Below are 26,474 nucleotides of genomic sequence, written 5' to 3'. Positions count from 1 at the left end.
CGCCGTACCTTTACGAGATCAAAACCGGCAACATTTTGATAATGTTTCCGGCCGGCATCGGGCCGGTATCCGCGTCAAATGGCGTGTAACCAGGGGGTTTCGAGGCGCTCAGCCATTAGGTTGACGGGAACGCGGGCCGCCTGCCGGCAGTCAGACCCCCTTTCCTGTGCGCCCGGATTCCCGCGTGGCACACTTTCGGCTCTTTTCTCACTGGAGTTCGCATGACCTGCTGGACGCGACGCGCCACTGCAACTGCTGCGCTTGCTATCTCGACCTCGTTGCTCGCGTCCGTGGCGTTTGCCGCACCCGCAGCCAAGGCGGCCCCCAAGGCCGCAGCACCCGCCAAGGCGGTGCGCGACCCTGGCGACGTGGCGGTGCTGCTCGATGTCTTTCCGCTCGGCAAGCCGCTGCGCAAGCTGCCCTCATGCGAAGACGTACGCGCCAATGGCGGCAAGGACGTCGCCGAATACTGCTCCGACGCTCTGGAATCGCATGGCCGCACCCGATCGCTCGGGATACCGCAGGCATCGCGCCCGGAGCTGATGGATGGCCCGCAGGCCGTGGTGCTGATCGACCAGGACGGCAACATCGCCGGCATGTTCGTGCCCACGCGCGGCGTGGAGACCGAGCAGCGCGTCTTCCAGGCCCTGTCCGACCGCTATGGCAAGCCCGCGCAGGAGGGCAAGGCGCCGCTCAAGCTGAAGTCCGGCAAGACGGTCGATTCGCTGCGCGCGCGCTGGGCGGCCCATCAGACGGTCATCACCATGTATGCGATTCCGGAAGAGCCGCAGAACGGCACAGTGGAATTCCTCTGGGCGCCGCGCGCGGGGGCCGTCATGGACCAAATGCGTGCCGAAGTCGACCCGAACGCATCCAAACCGGCTTCAGCATCTGGTGTGTCGGCTTCGGCTCCCGCCGCGGCAGCGCAGCCACCCGCCGGCAAACCAACGCCTAAGCAGTGAACTTACGGACACACGCTCGTAGTCTTCGGTTACAACGCTTACACCCGCATGACGCCGACGTCGCCCGCGCCGGCTTATAACGTCCACACGGCCTCACTAGCGAGGCCAAAGGACACTAATCATGAAAATCGTGGCTCTGGCCTTGTTGGCCGCGACGCTTGGGGGTTGTGCCGTGTATCCGGCACCGGTGGCTGTGGCGCCTGCGCCGGTCTATGCGGCACCGGCTTATCCCGCCTACTACGGCGGCTATTGGGGTGGGCCGTCGGTGTACTTCAATTACCACCACCGTTGATTGGCGGTCGGCTGATTGGCGCTTAGTCCGTTGAGCGCAAGCCCGGCCAGCCGGGTGCCAACGTCTGCGGCAAGCCCAGAAGGTCCAATACGCGCCCCACGGTGTGGTCGACCAGGTCGTCGATCGTCTTGGGGCGCTGGTAAAACCCTGGCACGGGTGGAAATACGATTCCGCCCATCTCCGTGACCGCTGTCATGTTGCGCAGATGCGCCAGATTCAACGGCGTTTCGCGCACCATCAGGATGAGGCGGCGGCGCTCCTTAAGCGTGACGTCGGCTGCGCGGGCAATGAGATTGTCCGACAGGCCATGCGCAACGGCCGCCAGCGTCTTCATCGAGCAGGGTGCCACCACCATTGCTTCCGCCGCAAACGAGCCGCTGGCGATGGTCGCGCCGATATCGCGCACGTTATGCACGACGTGCGCGAGCGCTTCCACTTCTTCGCGTGCCATGTGCAGCTCGTGCTGCACGTTCATCAGCCCTGCGGGCGACATCAGCAGGTGCGATTCCACCCCCGCTGACTCACGCAGGCTCTGCAGAATCTGCAGCAGCCGCACGCCGTAGATTGCCCCCGACGCCCCTGTGATCGCCACGATGATGCGGCGCACGGCGGGCGTTTGAGCGGTGGAGTTCGCGGTCTGGGTCACGCTGAAACGAGAACGCAGCTCAAGCAGCCAGCAGCGGCTGCAGTTCGCCGCTCTGGTACATCTCCATCATGATGTCCGAGCCGCCGATGAACTCGCCCTTGATATAGAGCTGCGGAATGGTGGGCCAGTTGGCGTAGTCCTTGATGCCCTGGCGGATTTCATCGTCTTCCAGCACGTTGACGGTGTGCGGACGGTCCACGCCGCAGGCCTTCAGGATCTGGATGGCGCGGCCCGAAAAGCCGCACATCGGGAATTGCGCCGTGCCCTTCATGAAGAGGACGACGGGGTGGCCTTTGACGATCTGGTCGATCTTTTCGTGCGTGGTGCTCATGGGGAGACTCGATTGGGTGAGGGGCGGCAGCCGGGTTCCCGAGCTGACATCCACATTGGAAAACCCCTCTATTTTAGCGAGGAACGCGCACCGGCGTTTTGATCCGGCCATTGCCCACCGCTGCACCGGTCGTGGCCGGCCAGGTCTTGCGCGGTGAAGACGTTGGCGAATCCCGCGCCGCCCAGCAGCGCACGCACAGGTTCGCCTTGGTCGTAGCCGTGTTCGACCAGCAGCCATCCCCCGGAGACAAGCCGCGCCGGCGCCCCGGCGACGATGCTGCGCAGGTGGCGCAGGCCGTCATCGTGGTCGGTGAGGGCGCTGGCGGGCTCGAAGCGCAGGTCGCCCTGGTCGAGGTGCGCGTCGGTGGCGGCGATGTAGGGCGGGTTGCTGGCGATCAGGTCGAAGGCGGGTGGCGCCTCGGTTCCGGCCAGCGCGCCGTACCAGTCGCCCAGCGCAGCCTGGACGTTGGTGGCACCGAGCGCCTTGGCGTTGTCGATCGCCACGGCCAGCGCGTCGGTGGAGGCGTCGGTGGCCCATACGCGCGCATCGCGCCGCGCCAGCGCAATCGTGATGGCGATGATGCCGCTGCCCGTGCCCATGTCGAGCACGGCCGGCGCATCGCACTCCTCGAGGTGGTCCAGCGCCTGTTCGACCAGCAATTCGGTATCAGGGCGCGGGATCAGCACGGCGGGCGTCACCTTGAAGGTGCGGCCGAAGAATTCACGTTCGCCGAGCAGATACGCCATCGGCTCGCCGGCCAAGCGGCGCGCCGCGAGTTCGCTGATACGCGCGCGCGCGGCCACGTCGATGGCGCAGGCGTCTTGCGTGATGAGTTGCACACGCGACAGGCCCGTCACATGCGAAACCAGCATGCGCGCTTCAAGCGCAGGCAAGCCCGCGCGTGCCAGCGCCGTCAGCGCATCGGACACGCGAGCCAGGTTTTCGGGCGGAATGACGGGGGAAGACGACACGGCAACAGACCAGCAGCGAAGATCGGGCGCACAAAATAACACGGGCCCGGCCGATGTGGCGCGGGCCCGCGAGCGGGTCGGTGCGGTTAAGCAGCGCTTATTGCTTGGTCGCGTCCTTGACCTTGTTGGCCGCTTCCTTGGTGGCGTCAGCGGTCTTGTCTGCAGCAACCTTGGCCGCGTCGGCCGTCTTGTCGGCCGCGGTCTTGGCGGCCTCCTTGGCCTGCGCCAGCGCGCCCGAGGCGGAGACTTGCGCGTCCGAAGCCGCTTGCGACAGTTCCACCTTGGCAGCGTCCGCGGCCTTGGTCACGGCGGTGCCGGCGTTGTCGAGCGCCTGTTTGGCGGCGTCCTTCGATTGCTCCATCGCGCTCTTGGCCGCCTGGTCGGTGGCGTCGTCTTTCTTGCCGCAGGCGGCCAGGCCGAGTGCGAGGGTGGTGGCGACGGTAATGGCCAGCAGTTGGGTACGCATTGCGATTCTCCTAATCGTGATGTTGCCGCGCTTGTGGGTGAGTGCGTGCCGGATGCGACCGGCGATGCACTTGGCGTGATCGAGATCGATTATAGGAACGCCGGACCGGCCCGCCATCGTGCCAAGCTGTATCAAACGCAAGCGAATGTTACGGAGCGCGCGCTTTTTAACGATTGAACGCTCAGGAGTCTTCACCCAGCGCTGCAAGCTGTTCTGCCTGGTGCTCAGCCGCCAAGGCGCCGACGAGTTCATCGATGTCGCCGTCCATGATCGCGTCGATTTTGTACAGCGTCAGGTTGATGCGGTGATCGGTCACGCGGCCTTGCGGGAAGTTGTACGTGCGGATGCGGTCGGAGCGGTCGCCCGAGCCGATCAGGCTCTTGCGCGCGCTGGCTTCCTTGGCTTGCGCCTCGCGCTCCTGGCGGTCCTTCAGGCGCGCAGCCAGGACTTGCATGGCGCGGTCCTTGTTGCGGTGCTGGCTGCGGTCGTCCTGGCACTCCACCACCAGGCCGGTCGGCAGGTGGGTGATGCGCACGGCCGAATCCGTCTTGTTGATGTGCTGGCCACCCGCGCCGGACGCGCGGAACGTGTCAATGCGCAAATCCGCCGGGTTGATCTGGATGTCGGCCAGCGCGTCGGCCTCGGGCATGATCGCCACGGTGCAGGCTGATGTGTGGATGCGCCCCTGTGCCTCCGTGGCCGGCACGCGCTGCACACGGTGGCCGCCCGATTCAAACTTCAGGCGCGAGTACGCACCTTCGCCCACCAGCCGCGCGATTACTTCCTTGTAGCCGCCCAGGTCAGACGCCGATTCGCTTACGATCTCCACCTGCCAGCGCTGCCGTTCGGCGTAGCGTGTGTACATCCGCAGCAGGTCGCCGGCAAAGAGCGCGGACTCATCGCCGCCAGTACCGGCACGGATTTCCACGAAGATATTGCGATGGTCGTTCGGGTCTTTGGGCAGCAGCAGGCGTTGCAGCTCGCCTTCGAGGGATTCCATGCGCTCACGCGCGGCGCGCAGTTCGTCTTCGGCAAACGCCTTCATGTCAGGATCGGCCGCTAACTCCTGCGCGGTGGCGATGTCTTCCTCCGCCTGCTTCCATGCGGCAAATTGCGCGACCACCGGCTCCAGCTCGGCATGTTCGCGCGTGAGCTTGCGATATTGGTCGAGGTTGGCGGTGGCGTCTTCACGCGCAAGCAGCGCGTTGATTTCGACGATGCGCTCGGCCAGTTGGTCGAGCTTGGACAGCATGCTGGGCTTCATTCGGGCAGTCGCGGAGGGAAACGCTGGAAGCGAAGGCGGCGCATGATACCGCGCCAGAGGTTGCGTGCCGGAGTGAAAGCGGGCGGCGCGCGAGCGAAGCGCTGGCCGCTAGCGCTCGGAGTGGCTGGACTGGCGGAACAACGCCGGCAACAGGTCGATGAGCTGTTCGCGGCCTTCGCCCTGCGCATGGTTCAGGGCATGCGTCGGGCCGTGGAGGAATTTCTTGGTGAGCGCCTGCGACAGCGCTTCGAGCACCAGCGCCGGATCGTCGCCGCGCGCGAGCATGCGCTGAGCGCGTTCCAGTTCACCTTGGCGCAGCGTTTCAGCCTGCGCGTGCAGATCTCGGATGATCGGCACCACGCTGCGCGCATCGAGCCAGTGCATGAAGTTCAGCACGCGCGTTTCGATGATGGCCTCGGCCTGCGCCACGGCGGCCTGCCGCAGCGCGTTGCCCTCGCGCACGATGGCGCCAAGGTCGTCCACGGTGTAGAGGAACACGTCGGACAGGCGTGCAACCTCGGGTTCGATGTCGCGCGGCACCGCCAGGTCGACCATGAACATCGGGCGGTGGCGGCGCTGCTTGATGGCGCGCTCCACGGCGCCCAGGCCGATGATGGGCAGCGTGCTGGCGGTGCACGACACAACGATGTCGAACTCGGCAAGCTTGGTCGGCAGTTCGGCCAGACGCACGGCGCGGGCATTCAGGCCCTGGTTCGACAGCGATTCGGCGAGCTTCTCGCCGCGTTCCAGCGTGCGGTTGGCGATCACCACTTCGCGTGGCGTCTGCGCGGCGAAGTGGGTGGCGCACAGCTCGATCATCTCGCCGGCGCCGATGAACAGGACGCGCTGATCGGCGATCGACTCAAAGATGCGCTGCGCCAGGCGCACGGCGGCAGCGGCCATCGACACGGAATGCGCGCCGATCTCTGTCGTGCCGCGCACTTCCTTGGCCACGGCAAAGGTGCGCTGGAACAGCTGATTCAGGTACGTGCCCAGGGCGCCCGCCTCGGTGGCGGTGCGCACGGCGTCTTTCATCTGCCCGAGGATCTGGGTCTCGCCCAGCACCATCGAATCGAGCCCGCTGGCCACGCGAAACGCGTGGCGTACCGCCAGCGACTGGCCGAGCGAATACACATGGGGCGCAAGTTCGCCGGGGTCGATGTTGTGGTGCTGTGCCAACCAGCGAATCGCATGCTCGTGCGCGGTCTGCTCGGGCAGGTTGCCGTCGGTGGCGCAGTAGATTTCGGTGCGATTGCAGGTGGAGAGAATGGCGGCTTCTGCCGTGCTTCGGAGGTGCGGCAAATGCTGGCGCAGCGTGCCCAGCGCGGGCTTGAGCTGCTCGAGCGGAAACGCCACCTTCTCGCGCAGGGAAAGCGGCGCAGTGTGGTGGTTGATTCCGAGCGTCAGCAACTGCATGTGGGGCGGCCGGTTAAAGGAACGGCACGAATTTTGAGCACTTCGGATTATAACGCCCGGCCCCCTGATGAGCAGGCGGCAGGTCAAATCTGGTGATATGTATTGAGGAATGTCGATTATTCGTCACGCGCGACGCGCAGTGCGATCGTGGCCTTCTGCACCGTCCTGCGCTAAGGTACGCGTCCAGTTGAATCGCTCAAGGGCAATACGGAGAACAGGCATGGGGTGGATCGGGCCGCTTTGGATCGGGCTGGCGGTGGGCGTGGCGGCGCGTTGGCTGCATCCCGCAGGCAAACGCCTGGGATGGGCGGCTGCGCTGGTAACGGGCGGGCTCGGCGCGTTGCTCGGTTACTACAGCGGCCAATTCGCCCACCTGTATGCCGATGGCCAGATCATGGCGTGGACGGCCGCCGTGGTGGGCGCCACGCTGCTGCCTGCGGCATGGGGCCTGGTGCGCCGCTAAGGCAACTGCCACTGCGGCATTCTGGCGCGGCTCAGCTTGCGCCCACGCCGGTAGTGCGCGCGTCGCGCGCGGCCAGATAACCGGCCATCAGCGTTTCCAGCCGCTTGAAATCCACCGGTTTGGTCAGGTGATCCGTAAAGCCCGCGTCACGGCACCGGGCGATATCGTCTTCCATGCCGTAGCCGGTGATAGCGATCGACGGGGCAGCCTGCCTCTCCGCAAATACGCGCACCACGTCCAGGCCGCTGCCGTCCGGCAGACCAATATCGCTGATCAGCAGATCGAACGCGCCAGACTCCGCGGCTTGCATGGCCGTGCGCGCGCCATTGGCAACGGTGACGGTGTGGCCAAGGATCTCCAGCATCTGCGACATGGCTTCGGCCGTATCGGCGTTGTCTTCCACCAACAGCACGTGCAGGCCGCGCGTCGGTTGGGCGCGTGGCGAGGGCGGCGACGGCGGCGTCTCGGGCTGCACCATCTCGGTGGCCAGCGGCAGCGTGAGTGTGAACGTGGCGCCCTCGTGGCGGCCGGCGCTCTCGGCAATCAGCGAGCCTTCATGCTTCTGCACCAGCGCATAGGCAATCGCCAGGCCCAGGCCAAGCCCGCCAAAGCGCTGTGTGATCGATGCATCGGCCTGCTCGAACGCCGAGAAGATGCGCGGTAGCGCGTCGGGCTCAATGCCGATGCCGTTGTCCTTCACGGACACGGCCACGGTGGAGGCCGACGGGTTCCAGACGCGCACCTCGATGGCGCCGCCTTCGGGCGTGAACTTGACCGCGTTGCGCACCAGGTTCCAGATCACTTGTTGGATGCGCGCGCCGTCCGCGTACAGCCGGCTGCGGCCCGCCTCGAAGCGCGTCTTGAGCGAGAGCCGCTTGGCCTGCATGTCGTTGCGCGATATCTCCAGCGTGCTCTCCAAAAGCGGATACAGGTCGACCAGCGCAAAGCTCACGGCCAGCTTGCCGCGCGCAATGCCGGTGATGTCGAGCAGGTCGTCGATCAGGCGCGCTTCCAGCTCGGCATTGCGGCGCACGACTTCGAGCTGCGCGACCGCATACGCCGGCAGGTCCTGACGCAGTTCCAGCAGATGCACGGCGGTCAGGATGGGCGTGAGCGGCGTGCGCAGCTCATGCGAGAGCACCGCCAGGAAGTGGTCCTTGGCGTGGTTGGCAGTCTCGGCTTCTTCCTTGGCACGGCGCAGGGCGTCGGCCGCGATGCGCTCTTCCGTCGAGTCGCGGATGATCTTCGAGAAGCCGACCAGTTGCCCCGTCTCGTTGTGGATGGCGGTGACCACGCTGGATGCGTAGAACGGCGTGCCGTCCTTGCGCAGCATCCAGCGGTCGTCGGTGAGGCTGCCTTCGCGGCGCACGCGTTCGAGCTTGCGCTGGAATTCACCGGCCTCGCGCGCGGCTTGCGGGTAGAGAATCTCGGCCGATTTGCCGAGGATGTCTTCGCGCGCATAACCAAGAATGCTGCGCGACGCCGCATTCCATGTGCGCACGATGCCCTGCGGGTCGAGCGAGAGCACGGCGTGCTCCTTGAGCGCATTGATCAGCAATCGGAAGTGCGTTTCCGCTTCGCGCAGGGCAGCCTCTGCGGCGATGCGCTGGCGGCGTTCGGCCGCCTCGGCCAGCGCCCGCAGCAGCACCACGGGCAGGCGTTGCAGTCGCTGCTTGATGACGTAATCGGTGGCGCCACGCTTGAGCATGTCCACCGCGTGCTCCTCGCCCAGCGCACCGGATACGAAGATGAACGGCGTTTGCGGCGCCATGCGGCGCGCAATGTCGAGCGCCTCAGCCCCCGTGAACTGCGGCAGCATGTAGTCGGCCAGGATGGCGTCGAAGGTCCGCGCGCTCAGTTGGGCGATGAAGTCGGTTTCGTTGTCGACCAGCGTGATGTCAGCCTGCAGGTTGGCGGTTTCCAGCCGTGCGCGCGTAAGTTCTGCGTCGAGCGGATTGTCTTCGACCAGCAGCAGTTGAAGATTGGGCATGGGGGCGAATGCTCCGGATGGGCCGCTAGCTTGCCGGCAGCAATGTGCGGCGTGCCCGGGTGGAGCCGGGCGGCGGTTCATTGAGCACCGCCCAGAATACGCCCAGGTCGGCAATCGCATCGACAAACGCCCGGAACTCCACCGGTTTGACCACGTAGGCGTTGACGCCCAGTTCGTAGCTGCGCAGCAGATCGGTTTCTTCGCGCGACGACGTGAGCATGACCACGGGCAGGCTCTTGAGCACGGGCGTGGCTCGGATCTCGGCCAGCACTTCCAGCCCGTCGACCTTGGGCAGCTTCAAGTCGAGCAGCACCACGGCAGGGTTGCCCGGCACGCGTTGCGCGTACAGGTTGCGCGCGTGCAGGTAGTCCAGCGCTTCAGCGCCGTCGCGGGTGACGACCACATCGTTGGCAAGCTGGCTGCGCTCCAGCGCCAGCAGGGTCAGCTCGAGGTCGTTCGGATTGTCTTCAACGAGCAGGATGGGTTTGAGCATGGTGACGATCAACGTGGAAAGAACGATCAGGCATCGCGAGTCATGGGTGTTCGGAGGCCCGCCCCGGATGCTGCCAGCGGGTCGGGCGTGCGCGGCAGCGCAAAGTAGAACGTCGCGCCGCGATCAAGCTCGCCCTCGGCCCAGGTGCGGCCGCCGTGGCGATCGATGATGCGCCGCACATTGGCCAGGCCGATGCCAGTGCCCTCGAACTCGTCCATGCGATGCAGCCGCTGGAACACGCCGAACAGCTTGGCCACGTATTCCATCGAGAAGCCCACGCCGTTGTCGGCAATGCGCACGATGGTTTCGGCGTCGGTCTGTTCGGCGTCGATATGGATGCGCGCCGGGTCACGGCCGCGCGTGTATTTGACTGCGTTGGAGAGCAGGTTGCGCATCGCCAGTTGCAGGAATGCCGGGTCGGCGCGCACCACTGGCAAGGCGCCGATGTTCCATTCGATGTGGCGCCGCCCCTGGTCTACCGTCAGATCGCGCACAACGCCGCGCACCAGCAGGGCAAGGTCGACATCGGTCAGGTGAAGCGCGCCGCGGCCCATCTGCGAGAAGGTAAGCAGGTCGTCGACGAGCTTGCCCGCAAAACGCGACGACTCGGAAATCGTCTGCAGAAAGTGCCGCCCCCGCTCCGAGACGTGCTGGCCCTCCATCTCGTCCAGTAGTTCGGCATAGCCGGCGATGTGGCGCAGCGGCGCGCGCAAGTCGTGCGATACGGAATACGAAAACGCTTCCAGTTCGTGGTTGGCGCGGCGCAGTTCGCTGGCCAACTCCGCGGCTTCTTCCGCGCGGCGCAGCACGATGTTCAGGACGGCGTAGCGGAACTCCGCGGCGGTTTCCACTTCGCTTGTGCGCCACGGGCGCGAAGTGTGCGCGATGCGCTCCTGCCAATGGCGGGTGCGGCCCAGCACGTGCTGGCTGTCGTGGGCGATGGCCGCGTCCGGTACGTCGCCTGCCCAGCGCACGGTGTGCGGGGTTTCGGGGCGGAACCACAGCACGTAGTGGCGATGCAGCTGCGAAACCTGCACGGCCAGCACGCCGCTGGCCTGCGGCAGCAGCGCGGCGCCGTCCGGGTAGGTGACGGCCAGACGGTCGGTGTGGAAGACCTCCCCGGGGTGCGCATTGGCCAGCCATTCGGTCAGGCGCAGGATGCTGGCTTCGTCAGGCGCGGCACCGATGCGCACGCACTCGCCCTGGCGAACGATGGCGGCGCCGCTGGCCGAGGCAAAGCGCAGCAGATCGGCGGGATGTTCGAGCAGGCCTTCGTGGAAATGGTCACGGTCGGCCATCGCGGCCAGCAGGCGCACCAGGATGCGCCGCAGTTCCAGCCGGTGGGCGATCTCGGCGCGATCTTCCTTCGCTTCGATCTGCAGCGACAGAATCTGCGCCAGGTGTTCGCATGCCGTGCGCACTTCGAACGACAGCGAACACGGCGTGGCATGGTGGCAGACGATCAAGCCCCAGAGATTCCCGCGCACCGTAAGCGCCAGCGTGAGCGATGCCTTCGCGCCCATGCGGCGCATGGTTTCGCGCTGCGCATCGGAGGCCGCGCGCAGGGCCGCGTAGGTCAGATCGGTCGTCCGCCCAGTGGACGAATGCAGCGGCGGCACCAGGCCCACCGGTGTGTCGTCGACGTCTGCCACCAGGCGCAAGGGGTTGTGGCCATACAGATTGCGCAGTTCGGGCGTCATACCGGCGCCAGACAGGTGGGTACCGACCAGCGTGTCATAGGCATCGTCGCGCGCTTCGGCTAGCGCCCCCAAGCAACCATCGCGCTCAATGCGGTAAATCGTGACGCGGCCGAAGTGGGTGAGGCGGCGTACTTCGCGCGCGGCGAGGTCCGTCAGCGCATCGACCGTGCCTACGGCTTGCAGGCTGGCGACGAAGGTGCGCACCAGCGGATATATCGACGCAAACGCGCCGTCGGCCGCATGCACGGCGGGTTCCACCTCCAGGATGAGCGTGCCCTTGTGCCGATGTACCACCGCGTCGAGCGCGTGCCCGTGCGGTGTCAGGAGTGTGCCGATATACAGGGGGTGTCCGTCGACGCTGTGCGTGCCCAGGGCGCGCTCCAGCACCTCGCGCCCTGCGGTGCCGATGACACGGTCAACAGGCGCCTGCAGCGCGGCAGCCAGTGGCGTACCCAGTGCGGCTTCCAGGTTTTCGCTCACCTGGTGGATGCGCAGATCAGGTTCGGACAGACACAGCAGCACCCCGCGCGACTGGATGGCAGCGTTGCTGCCGATACCGGGCGAGGCGTCGATGTCGTCAACTGCAGACAAGGGCGGAGGCGATTGCGAACTCATGGCGTTGGGCGAGTGCGCCGCCCCAACGGTCCTGGCTGAATGCCAGTCGGGGCGGCGGGCTGCCCCGGGCGGAAGCGGCCTGCCGGGGTTCAGCGTATCTGCGGTGTTGCACGCAACCGGCATGCCAGCGACGTGAAAATGGCGCAGCGATGGGCCTTGCCGAGCATCAAAGCCGTCTTGTTCACTTGCCCGCGTGTAAAAAAGTGATGCTGGGTCGCCTCAACGTTACAAGGGTGGGGACGGCATTCGTCTGGCGGGCCACCGCTGCGTGCTTGCGCCTCGCCCATGAAAAAAGCCCCGCAATCACTGCGGGGCTTTCTCGTTGAACGTGCGCGGGGTCAGACGTTGAACAGGAAGTGCAGCACGTCGCCGTCCTTGACGATGTATTCCTTGCCTTCGGCGCGCATCTTGCCGGCTTCCTTGGCACCCTGTTCGCCCTTGTACTGGATGAAATCGTCGTACGAGATGGTCTGGGCGCGGATGAAGCCGCGTTCGAAGTCGGTGTGGATGGCCGCTGCGGCGCGCGGGGCCGTGTCGCCGATATGGATCGTCCAGGCGCGCACTTCCTTCACGCCGGCGGTGAAGTAGGTTTGCAGGCCGAGCAGCTTGAAGGCCGCGCGGATCACGCGGTTCAGGCCGGGTTCGTCCATGCCGATGTCGGCCAGGAATTCGGCCTTGTCGGCGTCATCCAGGTCTGCGATTTCGGCTTCGATGGCGGCGCACACGGCCACCACCGGCGAATTCGTCTGCGCGGCGTAGTTGCGCACCGCGTCGAGGTGCGGGTTGTTCTCGAAGCCGTCTTCGCGCACGTTGGCAACGTACATGGTCGGCTTGGCGGTGATCAGGCACAGCGGCTTGAGCGTTGCCCACTCGTCGTCGGTCAGGTTCAGGCCACGCACGGGTTTGGCTTCGTCCAGCACCTTCTGTGCTTTTTCCAGCACGGCGACCAGCTTGGCGGCTTCCTTGTCGTTGCCCGACTTAGCGGCCTTGGTGTAGCGCTGCAGCGCCTTCTCCACCGTACTCAGATCAGCAAGGGCCAGTTCGGTGTTGATGACTTCGATGTCAGCGATCGGGTCGACCTTGCCGGCAACGTGGATCACGTTTTCATCTTCGAAACAGCGCACCACGTGCGTGATGGCATCCGTCTCGCGGATGTTGGCCAGGAACTGGTTGCCGAGGCCTTCCCCTTTGGAGGCGCCCGCCACCAGGCCCGCAATATCGACGAACTCGACCACCGCCGGCAGCACCCGCTCGGGCTTGACGATGTCGGCCAGCGCCTGCAGGCGGGCGTCCGGCACTTCCACCACGCCGACGTTGGGCTCGATCGTGCAGAACGGGTAGTTCTCGGCGGCGATGCCGGCTTTGGTCAGGGCATTGAATAGGGTCGACTTACCGACGTTCGGCAGACCGACGATGCCGCATTGGAGGCTCATGGTGAAAAAGGCTCTGAATCAAGGGGTTGCGTGACGCGGGGAGAGGCGGCAGCACAGTGGAATCCGGGCTGTGCGCGTCGTTCACGGAAAGGCGTGATTGTAACCGCTCCGGATGGGGTCTAGCCCTGGAATGCAAGCGCCTTCGGTTCGAGCAAGGCCCTGGGCGGGTCAGGGTGGGAAGGCGTTACGACCCTGTTACGCGTTACGTTTCAGAAACGTAACAACTTCGCCTCGATCGGCCATTTTTCGGGCCTGCGACGCCTGCGGCCGGATGCCCTCCGTATCCTGAGAACCCAAGCCGGCAAAGGCTTTAGCGGCATTTATGGGCGAGTTGGAGACGACTCGGCGCCGGCCGGGCATGCCTATTGCACTGACTTCCCGCAAACAACACGTTTGATTCTGGAGCACAGCATGTCCTGGACCGTCGCCACCGCCACCCGCCCGATCCATACGGTTTCCGACAGCGCCGGCCTGTTCGCCTGCTACGAGGCCATCGCCAGCCTGTCCGAAGACATGGTGGATGCTGCAGAACGCGGCGACTGGGACGAAGTGAGCTTGCTGGAGCGCGAATGCGCGGCGCACATGGAGCGCTTGGGCCACGGTCTGCGCCCGGCCTTGTCGCACGAAGAAGTACAGCGCAAGCGCGACCTGATGATGCGCATTCTGGCCAACGACGCCCGTGTGCGTGCGCTGGTCTGTCCGCGCCAGGATGAATTGATGCGCCTGGTCAGCGGGGAGCGCCGCGCCATCGGCGCACGTCAGGCCTACGCCGCCGTCTCGTACTACTGAGCGGCAGCCGGCTTCCGGAGCCGGACCCGATTCAGCGGTCGGCCCGCAATTCCCCCCACGACATCAGCACCCGCTGGATGCTGCGCGCATAGGCGTCGCGGTGGGCGGGCGTTTCGGAGTGGTACGCGCCGATGGCCCGCCATGTGTTTCCGTGGCGAACCATTTTTTGCTTGAGCAGCCAGGCCGCCACGAATACGTTCACGCAAGCGTCGGTCAGCGCGTGGCGCGGCACGCCATAGCGCGCCAGCGTGCCGAAGTGGATCGAGTTGATCTGCGCCTGGCCGATGTCGACCGAGCCGTCAGCGTTGCGATGGATGGCGCCCGCATCGCCCTTCGATTCAAACCACACGATCGCGCGCAGCACCGTCGGGTTGACGCCCTGATAGGTCCCGGCCTGCTCGAAGCAATCGCCCGAGGCGGCGTGCGCTGCAACGCTGGAAGCAACCAGCAAAAGGGCCGCGGCAAGGCGGCACCAGTTCAAGCAAAGAAGGCGGGCGAGGGGCATGACGGCTCCGGCGGAGATCGTGGATTACTTCTGCAGGGCCACTTCAAGCTGTCGCTCGATACCGGCCAGATATGTGTGCGATGCCTCCGACACCACCATGCGCGGCACCGGCTCGGTCGCCTTGCGCCACTGTGTTGTCACAACCTTGCGCTTGCTGCTACGCGTGTGGGCGGCAGGCGCGGGCTCGATCTCGGCGCCGCCGCCCGGCGGCAGCATCGCCAGCGAGGGCAGGGGCGGATAGACGCGGTCGGGCGCGGCGGCCGTCGCCGGCATCAGTGCATCGGGCGGCGCGGCAAAAGCCGAGGCGGCCGGTACCGTCAGCAGGCCGACGGTGAGCGGGAAGAGCAGATGGGTCATACGCATGACGTTCCTCTTAGTCCTGCATGCGGATCGTCACGCTGTAAGGCTGGCTGGCGCTGACGGTCAGGTTTTCCAGGCGGACATAGCCGGCGCGCTGCGCGGGCACGCCGTTCCACAGCGCCTGGTTCAGATAGCGGAAATCCTGTGCCAATGCGGCCACCTGGATCGTCGCCGGGCGTTTTTGCGCTGCGGCCAACGCACCGGCCTTGGTCAGCACAGCGGTCAATTGCGGATCGTGCGCGCCCAGCGCATCGGGCGGGATGACGAACGTCATGACTTCACCCGTGGGCGCGGAGCGGGCCACCGGGGCAGGCGTCTGGGCGGGCATTTGCGCACAGCCGGCCAGGGCCAGCAGCGCGGCCAGCGTCAAAGATGCGGCGGAGCGTTCGGAAAAAGTCCACATGGCGATGAGAAATGCGTGGATCGGACCCGCACTGTATCGGTGGCCCGAGCCCTTCAAAACGTCGAATTGCCCGGCTTTTATCGTCCATCCCGGCGTATGACTTGAGCGCGGGGAGCTGAGGTGAAAATGGCGTCACTTCGCGGGTTTGCAGATAGCGACGTCTTTGGCACATATGCGGCGCGCATGGCACATATGTGCAGCCGATATGCTTCGAAGACGCCAAGGATTTGAAGTGACTTTCTTGCCTCTTCAGGGGCGAGATGCATCCACACCGAGCCCGTATGCGGCGGCGCCCCTATCTGTCGCGACACTTTTGCGCGCCCGCAAGGCTGCAACACCCCCCGCCGCTATAATCGGCTCACCATGAATACACCCGCGTTTTCCACTTCGAAGGCGGCTTCCCGGGAGGCAGCGCCTTACCACTTGGCCGTGGTGGGCGGCGGCATCGTCGGGCGCGCCTGCGCGCTGCGGCTGGCGCAGATCGGCTTGCGCATTGCGCATATCGCGCCACCCGCCCCAGCCTCCACACCCGCCGGGCCGGACGCGTGGGACGCACGTGTTTACGCGTTCTCGTCCAGCTCCCAGGCGTTGCTCGAGCAATTGCGCATCTGGCCGGCGCTCGACATGACCCGCGTGCAGCCGGTGCACGACATGCGGATCTTCGGCGACGATGCTGCCGCACGCGGCGAGCACGCCCACCCGGACCTGCATTTTTCCGCCTACGCGGCCGGCACGCCGCAGCTGGCATGGATTGCCGAATCTTCGCTCGTGGAGCGCGCGCTGGAAACTGCGCTGCGCTTTGCCCACACGGTGCAGTCGTTCCCGCATGCCGCCACCGGTTTCGAAATGGAAGCCGACGCCGTAAAGCTGACGCTGGCGGATGGGCAGACGATCCGGGCGGAATGCGTGATCGGCGCCGACGGCAAGCATTCTTGGGTGCGCGAGCAGGCCGGCATCCAGGCCGAAGCGAAACCGTATCGGCAGCTTGGTGTGGTAGCCAACTTCCAGGCCGAGCACTGGCATCAGGACACCGCGTGGCAATGGTTCCTCGGTGCATCCGCCGAGCAGGCCGCAGCGCCGGATGACGGCCCCCCCGTACGCGGCGAAATCCTTGCGATGCTGCCGTTGCCCGATCGGCGTGTGTCGATGGTGTGGTCTGCCAGCGAAGACCACGCCCGCGAACTGCTCGCGCTGTCGCCCGAGGCGCTGTGCCGTGCCGTGGAAGCCGCGGCGGGTGGCGCTGTCGCCGCACGCTTCGGGCGCTTGTCGAACATCACGCCTGCGCAAGGTTTCCCGCTCGTGCTGCAGCACGCCAGCCGCGCCGTCGCGCCGCGCGTGGCGCTGGTGGGCGATGCCGCCCATGTGATCCATCCGCTGGCCGGGCAGGGCATGAACCTCGGGCTTAGGGATGTGTCGGAAATCGGTCGCGTGATGGCGGAACGTGAAACCATGCGCGATCATGGCGATCTGAGGTTGCTGCGCCGTTACGAACGTGCCCGCCGCGAAGACCTGCTTTCGCTCACGGCCGCCACGGACGGTCTGCACAAACTGTTCGCCCTGCCGGGCGCGCTGCCCCGCACGGTACGCAACGCGGGGATGCGCATGGTGGGCATGACGCCATTTATCAAACGCTTGTTGATCAAGCACGCACTCGGCTGAGGCCATCTCAGCGGATTTGTGGTTTTTCGGGGTTCCAGGAGTCGTTATGTCGTTTCGTATTCGGGTGGCGGCCATCGCCTCTGCGGTGGCTGTAGCGGCCATTGGCGCGGGCTATGTCTTGAGCGCCGGTGCCGCCGAGCCCGCCTTGGACAAGGTCAAGGCCACCGTGCAGAAGGCCCTGGGCCCCAACGTGGAGATCAAGAGCGTCACCAAGTCGCCGCTGGCCGGCCTGTACGAGATCAACCTCGGCAGCCAGGTCGTCTACAGCGATGCCACCGGCCGCTACGTGCTCAACGGCGACCTGCTCGACACGCAGACCGCCACGAACCTCACGCAGGAGCGCCTGGCCGAGCTGAACCGCGTCAAGTGGTCCGACCTGCCGCTGGACCGCGCCGTGAAGTGGGTCAAGGGCAACGGCGCACGCAAGATCGCCGTATTCTCCGATCCGAACTGCCCGTACTGCCACAAGCTGGAACAGATGCTCACGCAGGTCGACAACGTCACGGTCTACACCTTCCTGTTCCCGATCCTGTCGGAAGACTCGAACACCAAGGCCAAGCAGATCTGGTGTTCGGCCGACCGCGCCAAGGCCTGGCGCGACTGGATGACCGCCAAGACCGCCCCGGGCGGCGCCGGCACCTGCGATACACCGCTGGAAGCCAACCTGAAGCTCGGCCAGCAACTGAACGTGACCGGCACGCCGGCCATCATCTTCCCGGACGGCTCGCGGGCCCCGGGCCTGATCGATGCAGCCACGCTGGAGCGTAAGTTCGCCGCGCTCAAGAAGTCATAATTCGCGCGAAGGAAGCGCCGGTCGATCCGGCGCTTTTTCTTTGGGCGCTTGCATTCAACTCACCTTTGGAGACTTGGTATGTCGTTTCGCGCGCTGATGCTGGAAAAGCAGGATGGCGGCCCGCTGGCCCACATCGTCGACCTCGATGACGCGGCGTTGTCCGCACCCGAAGCGCTGGCCAACGAGGTGACCGCCGGCGATGTGCTGATCCGCGTGGACTGGTCGACCATCAATTACAAGGACGGCCTGGCCATCACCGGCAAAGGCCCGGTCGTGCGCAAATGGCCGATGGTGGCCGGCATCGACGGCGCGGGTGTCGTGCTCGATTCCTCGCATCCGGACTGGCGGACGGGCGATGCGGTGGTGCTCAACGGCTGGGGCGTCGGCGAGACGCACTGGGGTTGCCTTGCCCAACAGGCGCGGCTTTCCGGCGATTGGCTGGTGGCATTGCCGGCGGGGCTCGACGCGCGGCAGGCCATGGCGATCGGCACGGCGGGTTACACGGCGATGCTGTCGGTGCTGGCGTTGGAGCGTGCCGGCGTGAAACCGGGCGACGGCGAGGTCCTGGTGACGGGTGCATCGGGCGGCGTGGGCTCGATCGCCATCGCGCTGCTCGGCAAGCTGGGCTACCGCGTGGTGGCGTCCACCGGCAAGACGAGCGAGGCCGATTTCCTGCAGGCGCTGGGCGCGAGGGAGGTGATCGACCGCGCCGAGCTTTCCGCCCCCGGCAAGCCGTTGCAGAAGGAACGCTGGGCGGCGGTGGTCGATTCGGTAGGCTCGCACACGCTGGTCAACGCGTGCGCACAGGTGCGCTATGGCGGCGTGGTCACGGCATGCGGGCTTGCGCAGGGCATGGATTTTCCGGCCACGGTCGCACCGTTCATCCTGCGTGGCGTGACCCTGTGCGGGATCGACAGCGTGATGGCGCCGCGTGCGCTGCGCAAGACCGCGTGGCAGCGCCTCGCCGCCGATCTGCTGCCGGATCGCCTGGCCGCCATCACGCGCGAAGTGACGCTTTCCGAGGCCATCGACGCTGCACACGACATCATGGCGGGCAAGATGCGCGGGCGGGTCGTGGTCGACGTCAACCGATAGGCTGGCAAGCCGGTTTGCGGACGATTTGCCTTCGGCAGCATGGGACGGCAACGCTACAATGTCCGCCATGAAGCCGATCCGCTACACCATCGCCCCCGCCGCGCCCAAGGCGCACGTTTTCACCGTCACCGTCACGGTTGACGCGCCCGACAGCCAAGGCCAGCGATTTTCGCTGCCGGCGTGGATTCCGGGCAGCTACATGATCCGCGAGTTCGCGCGCAACATCGTGCGGATCGAGGCGTCGTCCGCCCACAGGCCGGTGCGCCTGACCAAGGTCGACAAGCACACGTGGTGGGCCGCACCGTGTACCGGGCCGCTGACGATTTCCTACGACGTCTATGCGTGGGACTTGTCGGTGCGCGCCGCGCATCTGGATACCACGCACGGCTTCTTCAACGGCACGTCGGTGTTCCTGCGTGTGGAAGGCGCGGATGACCAGCGTTGCCTGGTCGACATCCAGCCGCCCGCCGGAGAGGCCTACCGCGGCTGGCGCGTGGCCACCGCGTTGCGCGAGGCCACTGGGCGCATCGCGGGCAAGGCCGGCGCCAAGCGCTACGGCTTTGGCTGGTACGAAGCGGCCAATTACGATGAGCTGATCGACCACCCGGTGGAGATGGGCACGTTCGAGCTGGTGTCATTCGAGGCCTGCGGTGCACAGCACGACGCCGTCTTTACGGGCCGCGTGCCGAATCTTGATCTGGAACGCATCGCCCGCGACTTCAAGCGCATCTGCGAAGCGCAGATCCGCCTGTTCGAGCCGCAGACCGCCACGGCGCCGTTCCTCGACAGCAACCGGCGCTATGTCTTCATGACGATGGCCACCACCGACGGCTACGGCGGCCTCGAGCACCGCGCCAGCACCGCATTGATGTGCGCGCGCGCCGATCTGCCCGTCACTGGCCGCGATGAGACCACCGAGGGCTATCGCACCTTCCTTGGCCTCGTCAGCCACGAGTATTTCCACACCTGGAACGTCAAGCGCATCAAGCCGGCCACCTTTGTGCCGTACGCGCTCGATCGCGAGGTCCACACGCCGCTGCTGTGGCTGTTTGAAGGCTTCACGAGCTACTACGACGATCTGATGCTGGTGCGCTCGGGGCTGATTTCCGAAGCGCAGTATCTGGAGATGCTCGGCAAGACGTGGAACGGCGTGCTGCGCGGCAGCGGCCGCCTGAAGCAGAGCGTGGCCGAAAGCTCGTTCGACGCCTGGACGAAGTACTACCGCCAGGACGAAAACGCCCCCAACGCCATCGTCAGCTACTACACCAAGGGTTCGCTCGTGGCCCTGGCGCTGGACCTCACAATCCGCACGCAGACCCACGGCGAACGCTCGCTCGACGACGTGATGCGCGCCCTGTGGGTCACGTACGGCCGTGATTTCTACGCCGCGGGCCACGCGCAGCGCGGCGTGACCGAAGCCGGGCTCATCACCCTGATGGAAGAGACCACCGGTGTGCGCCTGCGCACGCTGGTCCGCCAGTTGACCGAGGGGCGCGACGACCCGCCGCTGCCGGCGCTGTTCAAGGCGATGGGCGTCAGCGCCACGCGCAAGGCGGCAGACCCCGCGCTTGCGCTGGGCGTCAAGATCGGCGCCGAGAACGGCTTCGTCAAGCTGCAGCAGGTCTTCGACGACAGCCCCGCGCAGCAAGGCGGTCTGTCTGCAGGCGACCTGGTCGTCGCGGTAGACGGCCTGCGTGTGCCGACCGGCCAGCTCGACAAGATGCTCGCGCGCCACCGCGCCGGCGACACCGTTCCCGTGCATGTGTTCCGTCGCGACGAATTGATGCAGCTTGACGTAACGCTCGCTGCCGACGCCACGCCGCAGTTCACGCTGGCGCTCGCGTCCGAGCCCTCGCCGCTGCGCTCGGCATGGCTGGGCAAACGGGCAGCGGCGCGCAGCACGCGCGCGGCACGCGGTAAGTCAGCCTGACGCGTCGCCCGATGGACTACGTCCACGATCCACGCACGTTCCTCTACAGCCATTACGTCTCGCGCGGCATCCGCACCGCCACCGGCGTGATCGGCCTGACGCTGCTCGCACTGCTGGTGATGGACCTGCAGGGCGCGATGGTGGTGTCGATCGGTGCGCTGTGCACGAGCCTCATGGATTTGCCCAGCCCGCTGCGGCACAAGTTCAACGAGATGATGGCGTGCGTGCTGCTGACGACCGCCGTCACCTTTCTCGTGGCGGTGGTGACGCCGTACGCGATCCTCCCGGTGGTGATCGTGGTGGTGAGCTTCCTCGCGGGACTCATGGTGGCGTACGGCAACAAGACGATGCCGCTGCAGTTCGCGGCGCTGTTCGTCATGACGCTCACGTTCACCGAGGAATTCGCCTTCCGCGAAGCAGTGGAGCACACGCTGCAGTTCTTCCTCGGCGCGATCGGCTACATGGCCTTTGCGATGGCGGTGGCGTGGGGCCAGCGCCGCCGCATCAAAGAGCAGGTGCTGGCCGAATGCCTGTACGAACTGGCCGTGTACGTGGAGTGCAAAGCCGGCTTCTACGACGCCTCCAAGGATTTCGACGAGCAGTTCAACGCGCTCGTGCGCCAGCAGATTGCCGTGGCTGACAAGCAGCAGGTGGCGCGCGATTTCGTCTTTCGCGACAACCGCACCACGAGCGACGGCCGCCTCGTGCAGATTCACATGCGGATGCTCGATATCTACGAGTATCTGCTGTCGTCCAACACCGACTACCCGCTGCTGCGCCAGTGGCTGGCCGACGCCGAGGTGATGCGCCTGCTGCGCGACGTGATCGAACGCTTGCGCATGGACATCGAAGGCGTCGCCTATGCCGTCGGCCGCGACCGGCCGTCACCTACGCCGGTGTCGTACGACCAGGAGGTGGCCGCCATTGAAGGCGCGCTGCACGAGCTGCAGCACAACCATCACGGCGTGCCGATCGAGGCGATTGCCGCGCTCGAAGAATCGGTGGCCACGGTGCGGGGCGCAATCCGCCTCATGGCGCAGTTGCACGCCGCCACCGCCACGCCGGTCGAGCTGTCGCAGGTGCTGCTGCGTCCCGACATGACGCCGTTTCTCACGCGCCAGAAGTACGAGCTGCGGCTGGTGCTGGAAGAGTTGACGTGGCGTTCGCCGGTGCTGCGCTTTGCGCTGCGCATTTCCATGGCCGTGGCGGCCGGGCTGTGGATTGCCGACCATCTCCCATATAGCTCGCACGGCTACTGGGTCTTGCTGACCATCGTCGTGATTCTCAAGCCGACGTTCAGCATGACGCGCCAGCGCAACTTCGACCGGGTGCTGGGTACGCTCATCGGTTGCGTCATTGCCGCCGTGATCCTGCGGTACACGCATTCGACGTGGATCCTGATGGGCGTGCTGTACCTGTCCACCGCCGCCAGCGCCGCGTTCGTTACCGTGCGCTACCGCTACACGGCGATTGCGGCGTGCGTGCAGGTGCTCATCCAGATCAACCTGCTGCTGCCCGGCAGCAAGGGCGCCATCGGTGAACGGCTGGTCGATACGCTGATCGGCGCGGCCATCGCCACGGCCTTCAGCTACGTCCTGCCAAGCTGGGAATACCGTAACCTTCCCAAGCTGGTGGACGACGTGCTGCGCACCAACCGCCGCTTTATCGAAGCCGCGCGCGACTTGCTGCTCGGCTCGCTCAAGGATGACTTCGTCTACCGCGTGCAGCGCAAGCAGTTCATGGAGTCGCTCACGGGGCTCATCGCCGCCTTCGCGCGCATGCTCGACGAGCCCAAGAGCCGGCACCGTGCCGTCGACAACCTGAACCGCTTCATCGTGCAGAACTACCTCGTGGCGGCGCACGTCGCCGCGGTGCGCATCCTCGTGAGGCAACGGGCGCAGGAGCTGGACGAAGCCGATACGCGGGCGCTGGTCGAGCAAACGGCTGAGGCCGCACTCGAAAGCCTGGCGCGCGCCCAGGAGCGCTTTGACCAGGCCGTGCAAGAGGGCGGCTGGGGCGTGCGCCCTCGCGACACACAGGAGCTGGGCGCAGCCGACTTCGCCGATCAGTCGGCACGCTCGCGCATGGTCGATGCGGCCGCCGAATCCGAATCGCTGTCGGCGATGCACCTGCTAGAGCGGCGTCTGCAGGCGCTGCGGGCTGACACGTCCAAAATCGCATTGCGTTGTGGTGCGCTCGGACGCGCGCTGCGTATTTCGAAGGACTAGGCGCGGCCGGCGGCTGAAAGGCTCCGCGCCGGCAGCGGGATCTTCCACCGCGACTGCGCTGAGCCCCCGACCCTGGACAACGGGGCTCAGAGAGCCGACGTCCAGCTTCAGACCGTCGACTTCCAGTATCCGAGCGTCAAAGGTCAGCCTCAGAGGGCCGAAGTCGAGTCTCGGAGGGCCGACGATGGATCTTGAAGACTCAAACTCGAGCCGAAAAAGGTCGAATTTGACCCTCGGAGAGTCGAAGTCGAGTCTCGGAGATTCAACGTTGAGTTCCGGAGCGTCGAACGCGGCATCCAGACGGTCGCAGCCGACACTTCACGGCTCGTCGATGGGCCGCCTGGCCCGCGCCGTTCAAGCGGCCTGCGGTTTCAGCCAGTCGATGGTCGGTTGGCGCTGCGCCGCCAGCCAATCATTCGCCGTCTTGAAATGCCCGCATCCCAAGAACCCGCGATGCGCCGACAGCGGCGACGGGTGCGGCGCCTCCAGCACCAGATGCCCGTCCGACAGCAGCGCGCGCTTGGCCTGCGCGTGGCTGCCCCACAGCATGAACACGCGCTTGTGGCCGACGCGTGCGAGTTGCTCCAGCAGGCAATCGGTGATGCGCTCCCAGCCGCGCTTGGCGTGGCTCGCAGCCTGGCCTTGTTCGACGGTGAGCACCGTGTTCAGTAGCAGCACGCCTTGCTGTGCCCAGCCCTCCAGGTTGCCGGAGGTGCCTGGCAGCTTGCAGCCGAATTCCGCTTCGATTTCCTTGTAGATGTTGCGCAGGCTTGGCGGCACGCGCACACCCGCCGGCACTGAAAACGCCAGCCCATGGGCCTGCGGAATCTCGCGGCCATCCACGGTGCCTGTGCCGTGATACGGGTCCTGGCCGAGGATGACGACGCGTACATCGTCCACCGAAGTCAGGTGCAGCGCGCGGAAGACATCCGTCGGGAAGATCGGCTTGCCCGCTGCGCGCTCGCCATCGACAAAGGCACATAGTTCAGGCCAATTGGTCTGCGCGATGCAGGGCGTGAGGACCGCCTTCCAGTCGGCGGGGAGGGCGTCGAACTGCTGGGCCAGCGGGATGAAACTCACGTCGGCCGCGTCCACCGCGGGTTCATCGAAGAGGGCGGCTTGCGCCGGATTGGCGCGTCGCGTCATGTCTGGCCCCCGACGGCTTTCTCGCGCAACTGGTAGCCGCGTTGCGCCTTGCTGATGTCGAGCGGCGTGAGGCCCGGCACGGCGGCACGCAGCGTTTGCGTCCAGGCGTGCAGGCGCTCTGCAATCGCGTCTTCGCCGAGCGTGCTGTCGTCTGCCGGTTTCCACTCCAGTTCCAGTTCGTCGATCGGCTCGCGCGCCTGCGTGCCGGGGATGAGGATGGCGCCGGCGTCCAGTGCAATCTCGATCTCGCCGCCCTCGGCACCCACGTGCCACAGGCGGCGCGTGAAGTCGGTGCGGAACAGCGGGGCGAGCGCAGCGGCGTGTGGCCGAACATAGTCGGCGGCTTCGGCGGCGTTGTTGGCGACGAAGGCATCGACGGACAGTGCATCGTTCTGCAGCGGCACCTCCCATTCGTGGCGGGCGCTCAAACCGGACGTACTCACTGCTGCGGTCTTCAGCGTCTGCAGCCATTGACTGCCCTGACGGCGCACGCGCAGCGCGGCGCGGTTGCGCGCCAGCGCCTGGTCGCGCGTGTCGTAGTAGACGTTCGCCAATTCCACCGAGCCGGCCGCCTGCGCATTGGCGTCCAGCCAGCCGACCAGTGCGTCGTGCGCGCCGGCCGATACGGCCAGCTTCAGTTCAATCTCGCGGGCCATTGTGTCTGGCGCTCAGGCAAACAGGCGGGCCAGTTCGGCGCCCGGGTCGTCTGCACGCATGAAGGCTTCGCCGACGAGGAACGCGTTGACGGCGGCGGCGCGCATCTTGCGCACGTCGTCCGGCGTGAGGATGCCGGATTCCGTGACGACGATGCGATCGTCCGGCATGTGCTTGAGCAGGCCGAGCGTGTTGTCGAGCGACGTCTCGAACGTGCGCAGGTTGCGGTTGTTCACGCCCACCAGCGGCGTTTGCAGACGCAGCGCGCGGTCCAGCTCATGGCCGTCGTGTACTTCCACCAGCACGTCCAGGCCGAGTTCGAGTGCGCAGGCTTCGAGTTCTTCCATCAGGCCCTGGTCCAGCGCGGCGACGATCAGCAGGATGCAGTCCGCGCCCCACGAGCGCGCTTCGTACACCTGGTACAGATCGACCATGAAATCCTTGCGCAGCACCGGCAGCGTGCAGGCGGCGCGCGCCTCGCGCAGGTAGTCGGCGTGGCCTTGGAAGAACTGCTCGTCGGTCAGCACCGACAGGCACGCGGCGCCGTGTTCCGCATAGCTGCGGGCGATGTCGGCGGGCTTGAAGTTCGGGCGCAGCACGCCCTTGGACGGCGACGCCTTTTTCACTTCGGCGATGACCGCCGCGTTGCCGGCGGCGATTTTGTCGCGCATCGCCCTGGCAAAGCCGCGGGCGCCGAGCGTGCTGTCGGTGCGGTTGGCTTCGGCTTCGGCGCGCACGCTGGCGAGGTCGCGGTGCTTGCGGGCGGCGGCCACTTCTTCGGCCTTCACGGCCAGGATTTTCTGCAGGATGTCGGACATATCAGGCTTTGAACTGGTTGGTGACGCGCACGAGTTCGTCGAGCTTGGCGCGCGCGGCGCCCGAGGCGATCGCTTCGCGGGCCAGCTTCATGCCGTCGCCGATCGAGCCGGCAATGTTGGCCGCGTACAGTGCCGCACCGGCGTTGAGCGAGACGATCTCGCGCGGCGTGCCCGGCTTGTTTTCCAGCGCTTCGATCAGCATGGTTTTGGATTCGTCGGCGTCGGCCACCTTCAGGCTGCGGTTGGAGACCATCTGCAGCCCGAAGTCTTCCGGATGGATTTCGTATTCGGTCACCACGCCATCCTTCAGTTCCCCGACCAGCGTGGCGGCACCCAGTGACACCTCGTCCATGCCGTCCTTGCCGTAGACGACCACGGCGTGCTTCGCGCCCAGCCGCTGCATCACGCGCACCTGAATGCCGACCAGGTCCGGATGGAACACGCCCATCAGGATATTCGGCGCGCCGGCCGGGTTGGTCAGCGGCCCCAGGATGTTGAAGATCGTGCGCACGCCCAGCTCCTTGCGGATCGGGGCGACGTTCTTCATGGCCGGGTGGTGGTTGGGCGCGAACATGAAGCCGATGCCGACCGTTTCGATCGATTCGGCCACCTGCTCGGGCGTGAGCATGATGTTCACGCCCAGCGCTTCGAGCACATCGGCACTGCCCGACTTGGAGCTGACGCCGCGTCCGCCATGTTTGGCGATGCGCGCGCCGGCGGCCGCCGCCACGAACATCGAGGCGGTGGAGATGTTGAAGGTGTTGGCGCCGTCGCCGCCCGTGCCGACGATGTCGACAAAGTGGTCGGACACCTCAGCGGGCACGTCGACCTTGGTGGCGAATTCGCGCATGACGGTGGCAGCGGCCGCGATCTCGCCGATGGTCTCTTTTTTGACGCGCAGCCCCATGGTGAGGGCGGCAGCCATGACGGGCGACATCTCGCCGCGCATGATGAGCCGCATCAAGTGCAGCATCTCGTCGTGGAAGATTTCGCGGTGCTCGATGCAGCGCGTCAGCGCTTCTTGCGGTGTAATGGTCATGGTCGTTTCGTAT

26 protein-coding genes are annotated in these 26,474 nt (G+C 66.1%); 9 read left to right on the top strand and 17 right to left on the bottom strand.

What is annotated here, in order from left to right; translation table 11 throughout:
* The first annotated feature begins 221 nt into the window (after positions 1-221).
* Positions 222-962 (top strand): hypothetical protein, encoded by a 741-nt coding sequence (locus RP6297_RS13140; RefSeq protein ID WP_009241975.1) that lies wholly within the window; start codon positions 222-224, stop codon positions 960-962.
* 121 nt (positions 963-1,083) lie between these two features.
* Positions 1,084-1,254: a hypothetical protein gene (locus tag RP6297_RS13135; RefSeq protein ID WP_004634685.1), complete on the top strand. Its 171-nt coding sequence runs from the start codon at positions 1,084-1,086 to the stop codon at positions 1,252-1,254.
* 22 nt (positions 1,255-1,276) lie between these two features.
* Here the strand turns inward: RP6297_RS13135 and RP6297_RS13130 are convergent, their stop codons facing one another.
* The 6 genes from RP6297_RS13130 to hemA form a co-directional block, all read right to left on the bottom strand.
* Positions 1,277-1,900 (bottom strand): UbiX family flavin prenyltransferase, encoded by a 624-nt coding sequence (locus RP6297_RS13130; RefSeq protein ID WP_009241976.1) that lies wholly within the window; start codon positions 1,898-1,900, stop codon positions 1,277-1,279.
* 19 nt (positions 1,901-1,919) lie between these two features.
* Positions 1,920-2,231: a Grx4 family monothiol glutaredoxin gene (gene grxD / locus RP6297_RS13125; RefSeq protein ID WP_009241977.1), complete on the bottom strand. Its 312-nt coding sequence runs from the start codon at positions 2,229-2,231 to the stop codon at positions 1,920-1,922.
* A 68-nt stretch (positions 2,232-2,299) separates the two neighbouring features.
* Entirely contained in the window at positions 2,300-3,202 is a 903-nt protein-coding gene (gene prmC, locus RP6297_RS13120; protein ID WP_009241978.1) for a peptide chain release factor N(5)-glutamine methyltransferase, read from the bottom strand.
* 97 nt (positions 3,203-3,299) lie between these two features.
* The gene (locus RP6297_RS13115; RefSeq protein ID WP_009241979.1) at positions 3,300-3,668 is read right to left on the bottom strand and encodes a hypothetical protein; all 369 of its coding nucleotides are present in this window, start codon (positions 3,666-3,668) and stop codon (positions 3,300-3,302) included.
* Positions 3,669-3,849: 181 nt separating this feature from the next.
* Positions 3,850-4,932, bottom strand: a complete 1,083-nt coding sequence (gene prfA, locus RP6297_RS13110; RefSeq protein WP_037028146.1) for a peptide chain release factor 1 — start codon at positions 4,930-4,932, stop codon at positions 3,850-3,852.
* 108 nt (positions 4,933-5,040) lie between these two features.
* On the bottom strand, positions 5,041-6,348 hold the full coding sequence (gene hemA, locus RP6297_RS13105; RefSeq protein ID WP_009241981.1) for a glutamyl-tRNA reductase: 1,308 nt from the start codon (positions 6,346-6,348) through the stop codon (positions 5,041-5,043).
* Positions 6,349-6,568: 220 nt separating this feature from the next.
* Between hemA and RP6297_RS13100 the strand changes: the two genes are divergently transcribed.
* Positions 6,569-6,811 carry a GlsB/YeaQ/YmgE family stress response membrane protein gene (locus RP6297_RS13100; protein ID WP_009241982.1) on the top strand — a complete coding sequence of 81 codons (243 nt, stop codon included), beginning with the start codon at positions 6,569-6,571 and terminating at the stop codon, positions 6,809-6,811.
* A gap of 31 nt (positions 6,812-6,842) precedes the next feature.
* Here RP6297_RS13100 and RP6297_RS13095 read toward each other — a convergent pair whose 3' ends face one another.
* The 4 genes from RP6297_RS13095 to ychF form a co-directional block, all read right to left on the bottom strand.
* Positions 6,843-8,801: a hybrid sensor histidine kinase/response regulator gene (locus tag RP6297_RS13095; RefSeq protein WP_009241983.1), complete on the bottom strand. Its 1,959-nt coding sequence runs from the start codon at positions 8,799-8,801 to the stop codon at positions 6,843-6,845.
* Between the two features lie 25 nt (positions 8,802-8,826).
* Positions 8,827-9,294 (bottom strand): response regulator, encoded by a 468-nt coding sequence (locus RP6297_RS13090; protein ID WP_009241984.1) that lies wholly within the window; start codon positions 9,292-9,294, stop codon positions 8,827-8,829.
* Between the two features lie 26 nt (positions 9,295-9,320).
* Entirely contained in the window at positions 9,321-11,609 is a 2,289-nt protein-coding gene (locus RP6297_RS13085; protein WP_009277671.1) for an ATP-binding protein, read from the bottom strand.
* A gap of 338 nt (positions 11,610-11,947) precedes the next feature.
* Positions 11,948-13,042 carry a redox-regulated ATPase YchF gene (gene ychF / locus RP6297_RS13080; protein ID WP_037028148.1) on the bottom strand — a complete coding sequence of 365 codons (1,095 nt, stop codon included), beginning with the start codon at positions 13,040-13,042 and terminating at the stop codon, positions 11,948-11,950.
* A gap of 411 nt (positions 13,043-13,453) precedes the next feature.
* Here ychF and RP6297_RS13075 point away from each other — a divergent pair, with 411 nt between their 5' ends.
* Positions 13,454-13,831, top strand: coding sequence for a flagellar protein FliT (locus RP6297_RS13075; protein WP_009241989.1), 378 nt, complete (start codon positions 13,454-13,456; stop codon positions 13,829-13,831).
* Between the two features lie 31 nt (positions 13,832-13,862).
* Here RP6297_RS13075 and RP6297_RS13070 read toward each other — a convergent pair whose 3' ends face one another.
* From RP6297_RS13070 to RP6297_RS13060, 3 genes are read right to left on the bottom strand one after another with little or no spacing between them, the layout of a single operon-like run.
* Positions 13,863-14,336 carry a lytic transglycosylase domain-containing protein gene (locus tag RP6297_RS13070; protein WP_009241990.1) on the bottom strand — a complete coding sequence of 158 codons (474 nt, stop codon included), beginning with the start codon at positions 14,334-14,336 and terminating at the stop codon, positions 13,863-13,865.
* A gap of 24 nt (positions 14,337-14,360) precedes the next feature.
* Positions 14,361-14,699: a hypothetical protein gene (locus RP6297_RS13065; RefSeq protein ID WP_009241991.1), complete on the bottom strand. Its 339-nt coding sequence runs from the start codon at positions 14,697-14,699 to the stop codon at positions 14,361-14,363.
* Between the two features lie 10 nt (positions 14,700-14,709).
* Entirely contained in the window at positions 14,710-15,099 is a 390-nt protein-coding gene (locus tag RP6297_RS13060; RefSeq protein ID WP_009241992.1) for a hypothetical protein, read from the bottom strand.
* Positions 15,100-15,462: 363 nt separating this feature from the next.
* Here RP6297_RS13060 and RP6297_RS13055 point away from each other — a divergent pair, with 363 nt between their 5' ends.
* From RP6297_RS13055 to RP6297_RS13035, 5 genes are all read left to right on the top strand, one after another.
* Positions 15,463-16,758: a UbiH/UbiF family hydroxylase gene (locus RP6297_RS13055; RefSeq protein ID WP_009241993.1), complete on the top strand. Its 1,296-nt coding sequence runs from the start codon at positions 15,463-15,465 to the stop codon at positions 16,756-16,758.
* Positions 16,759-16,804: 46 nt separating this feature from the next.
* On the top strand, positions 16,805-17,551 hold the full coding sequence (locus tag RP6297_RS13050; RefSeq protein ID WP_009241994.1) for a DsbC family protein: 747 nt from the start codon (positions 16,805-16,807) through the stop codon (positions 17,549-17,551).
* A 78-nt stretch (positions 17,552-17,629) separates the two neighbouring features.
* Positions 17,630-18,646 (top strand): acrylyl-CoA reductase (NADPH), encoded by a 1,017-nt coding sequence (gene acuI / locus RP6297_RS13045; protein WP_009241995.1) that lies wholly within the window; start codon positions 17,630-17,632, stop codon positions 18,644-18,646.
* Between the two features lie 67 nt (positions 18,647-18,713).
* On the top strand, positions 18,714-20,576 hold the full coding sequence (locus tag RP6297_RS13040) for a M61 family metallopeptidase (protein WP_009241996.1): 1,863 nt from the start codon (positions 18,714-18,716) through the stop codon (positions 20,574-20,576).
* A gap of 11 nt (positions 20,577-20,587) precedes the next feature.
* Positions 20,588-22,804 (top strand): FUSC family protein, encoded by a 2,217-nt coding sequence (locus RP6297_RS13035; protein ID WP_004636660.1) that lies wholly within the window; start codon positions 20,588-20,590, stop codon positions 22,802-22,804.
* A 354-nt stretch (positions 22,805-23,158) separates the two neighbouring features.
* On the opposite strand, the gene RP6297_RS13030 is transcribed toward RP6297_RS13035, so the two are convergent.
* The 4 genes from RP6297_RS13030 to trpD are packed head-to-tail and all read right to left on the bottom strand — an operon-like array spanning position 23,159 to position 26,461.
* The gene (locus RP6297_RS13030; protein WP_004636661.1) at positions 23,159-23,950 is read right to left on the bottom strand and encodes a uracil-DNA glycosylase; all 792 of its coding nucleotides are present in this window, start codon (positions 23,948-23,950) and stop codon (positions 23,159-23,161) included.
* The gene (locus RP6297_RS13025; protein ID WP_009241997.1) at positions 23,947-24,606 is read right to left on the bottom strand and encodes a CYTH domain-containing protein; all 660 of its coding nucleotides are present in this window, start codon (positions 24,604-24,606) and stop codon (positions 23,947-23,949) included. The genes RP6297_RS13030 and RP6297_RS13025 overlap by 4 nt, the downstream gene beginning before the upstream one ends.
* 12 nt (positions 24,607-24,618) lie before the next feature.
* Positions 24,619-25,422, bottom strand: a complete 804-nt coding sequence (trpC, locus tag RP6297_RS13020; protein WP_009241998.1) for an indole-3-glycerol phosphate synthase TrpC — start codon at positions 25,420-25,422, stop codon at positions 24,619-24,621.
* Position 25,423: 1 nt separating this feature from the next.
* On the bottom strand, positions 25,424-26,461 hold the full coding sequence (gene trpD, locus RP6297_RS13015) for an anthranilate phosphoribosyltransferase (protein ID WP_009241999.1): 1,038 nt from the start codon (positions 26,459-26,461) through the stop codon (positions 25,424-25,426).
* Positions 26,462-26,474: the final 13 nt, after the last annotated feature.

This window comes from Ralstonia pickettii (assembly GCF_016466415.2).
GTDB classification, from domain to species: domain Bacteria; phylum Pseudomonadota; class Gammaproteobacteria; order Burkholderiales; family Burkholderiaceae; genus Ralstonia; species Ralstonia pickettii.
The sequence above is the reverse complement of the archived record's forward strand: the minus strand, read 5'-3'. Positions and strand labels throughout refer to the sequence as shown.

What these genes read in the sequence shown, in the direction of transcription:
- ychF (WP_037028148.1), bottom strand. Translation starts at nt 13,042, where the DNA reads ATGAGCCTCCAATGCGGCATCGTCGGTCTGCCGAACGTCGGTAAGTCG.
- RP6297_RS13095 (WP_009241983.1), bottom strand. Translation starts at nt 8,801, where the DNA reads ATGCCCAATCTTCAACTGCTGCTGGTCGAAGACAATCCGCTCGACGCA.
- RP6297_RS13090 (WP_009241984.1), bottom strand. Translation starts at nt 9,294, where the DNA reads ATGCTCAAACCCATCCTGCTCGTTGAAGACAATCCGAACGACCTCGAG.
- RP6297_RS13140 (WP_009241975.1), top strand. Translation starts at nt 222, where the DNA reads ATGACCTGCTGGACGCGACGCGCCACTGCAACTGCTGCGCTTGCTATC.
- prfA (WP_037028146.1), bottom strand. Translation starts at nt 4,932, where the DNA reads ATGAAGCCCAGCATGCTGTCCAAGCTCGACCAACTGGCCGAGCGCATC.
- RP6297_RS13050 (WP_009241994.1), top strand. Translation starts at nt 16,805, where the DNA reads ATGTCGTTTCGTATTCGGGTGGCGGCCATCGCCTCTGCGGTGGCTGTA.
- RP6297_RS13040 (WP_009241996.1), top strand. Translation starts at nt 18,714, where the DNA reads ATGAAGCCGATCCGCTACACCATCGCCCCCGCCGCGCCCAAGGCGCAC.
- RP6297_RS13065 (WP_009241991.1), bottom strand. Translation starts at nt 14,699, where the DNA reads ATGCGTATGACCCATCTGCTCTTCCCGCTCACCGTCGGCCTGCTGACG.
- RP6297_RS13060 (WP_009241992.1), bottom strand. Translation starts at nt 15,099, where the DNA reads ATGTGGACTTTTTCCGAACGCTCCGCCGCATCTTTGACGCTGGCCGCG.
- hemA (WP_009241981.1), bottom strand. Translation starts at nt 6,348, where the DNA reads ATGCAGTTGCTGACGCTCGGAATCAACCACCACACTGCGCCGCTTTCC.
- RP6297_RS13055 (WP_009241993.1), top strand. Translation starts at nt 15,463, where the DNA reads ATGAATACACCCGCGTTTTCCACTTCGAAGGCGGCTTCCCGGGAGGCA.
- grxD (WP_009241977.1), bottom strand. Translation starts at nt 2,231, where the DNA reads ATGAGCACCACGCACGAAAAGATCGACCAGATCGTCAAAGGCCACCCC.
- RP6297_RS13035 (WP_004636660.1), top strand. Translation starts at nt 20,588, where the DNA reads ATGGACTACGTCCACGATCCACGCACGTTCCTCTACAGCCATTACGTC.
- trpC (WP_009241998.1), bottom strand. Translation starts at nt 25,422, where the DNA reads ATGTCCGACATCCTGCAGAAAATCCTGGCCGTGAAGGCCGAAGAAGTG.
- RP6297_RS13085 (WP_009277671.1), bottom strand. Translation starts at nt 11,609, where the DNA reads ATGAGTTCGCAATCGCCTCCGCCCTTGTCTGCAGTTGACGACATCGAC.
- RP6297_RS13115 (WP_009241979.1), bottom strand. Translation starts at nt 3,668, where the DNA reads ATGCGTACCCAACTGCTGGCCATTACCGTCGCCACCACCCTCGCACTC.
- RP6297_RS13075 (WP_009241989.1), top strand. Translation starts at nt 13,454, where the DNA reads ATGTCCTGGACCGTCGCCACCGCCACCCGCCCGATCCATACGGTTTCC.
- RP6297_RS13100 (WP_009241982.1), top strand. Translation starts at nt 6,569, where the DNA reads ATGGGGTGGATCGGGCCGCTTTGGATCGGGCTGGCGGTGGGCGTGGCG.
- trpD (WP_009241999.1), bottom strand. Translation starts at nt 26,461, where the DNA reads ATGACCATTACACCGCAAGAAGCGCTGACGCGCTGCATCGAGCACCGC.
- acuI (WP_009241995.1), top strand. Translation starts at nt 17,630, where the DNA reads ATGTCGTTTCGCGCGCTGATGCTGGAAAAGCAGGATGGCGGCCCGCTG.
- RP6297_RS13025 (WP_009241997.1), bottom strand. Translation starts at nt 24,606, where the DNA reads ATGGCCCGCGAGATTGAACTGAAGCTGGCCGTATCGGCCGGCGCGCAC.
- RP6297_RS13135 (WP_004634685.1), top strand. Translation starts at nt 1,084, where the DNA reads ATGAAAATCGTGGCTCTGGCCTTGTTGGCCGCGACGCTTGGGGGTTGT.
- RP6297_RS13070 (WP_009241990.1), bottom strand. Translation starts at nt 14,336, where the DNA reads ATGCCCCTCGCCCGCCTTCTTTGCTTGAACTGGTGCCGCCTTGCCGCG.
- RP6297_RS13030 (WP_004636661.1), bottom strand. Translation starts at nt 23,950, where the DNA reads ATGACGCGACGCGCCAATCCGGCGCAAGCCGCCCTCTTCGATGAACCC.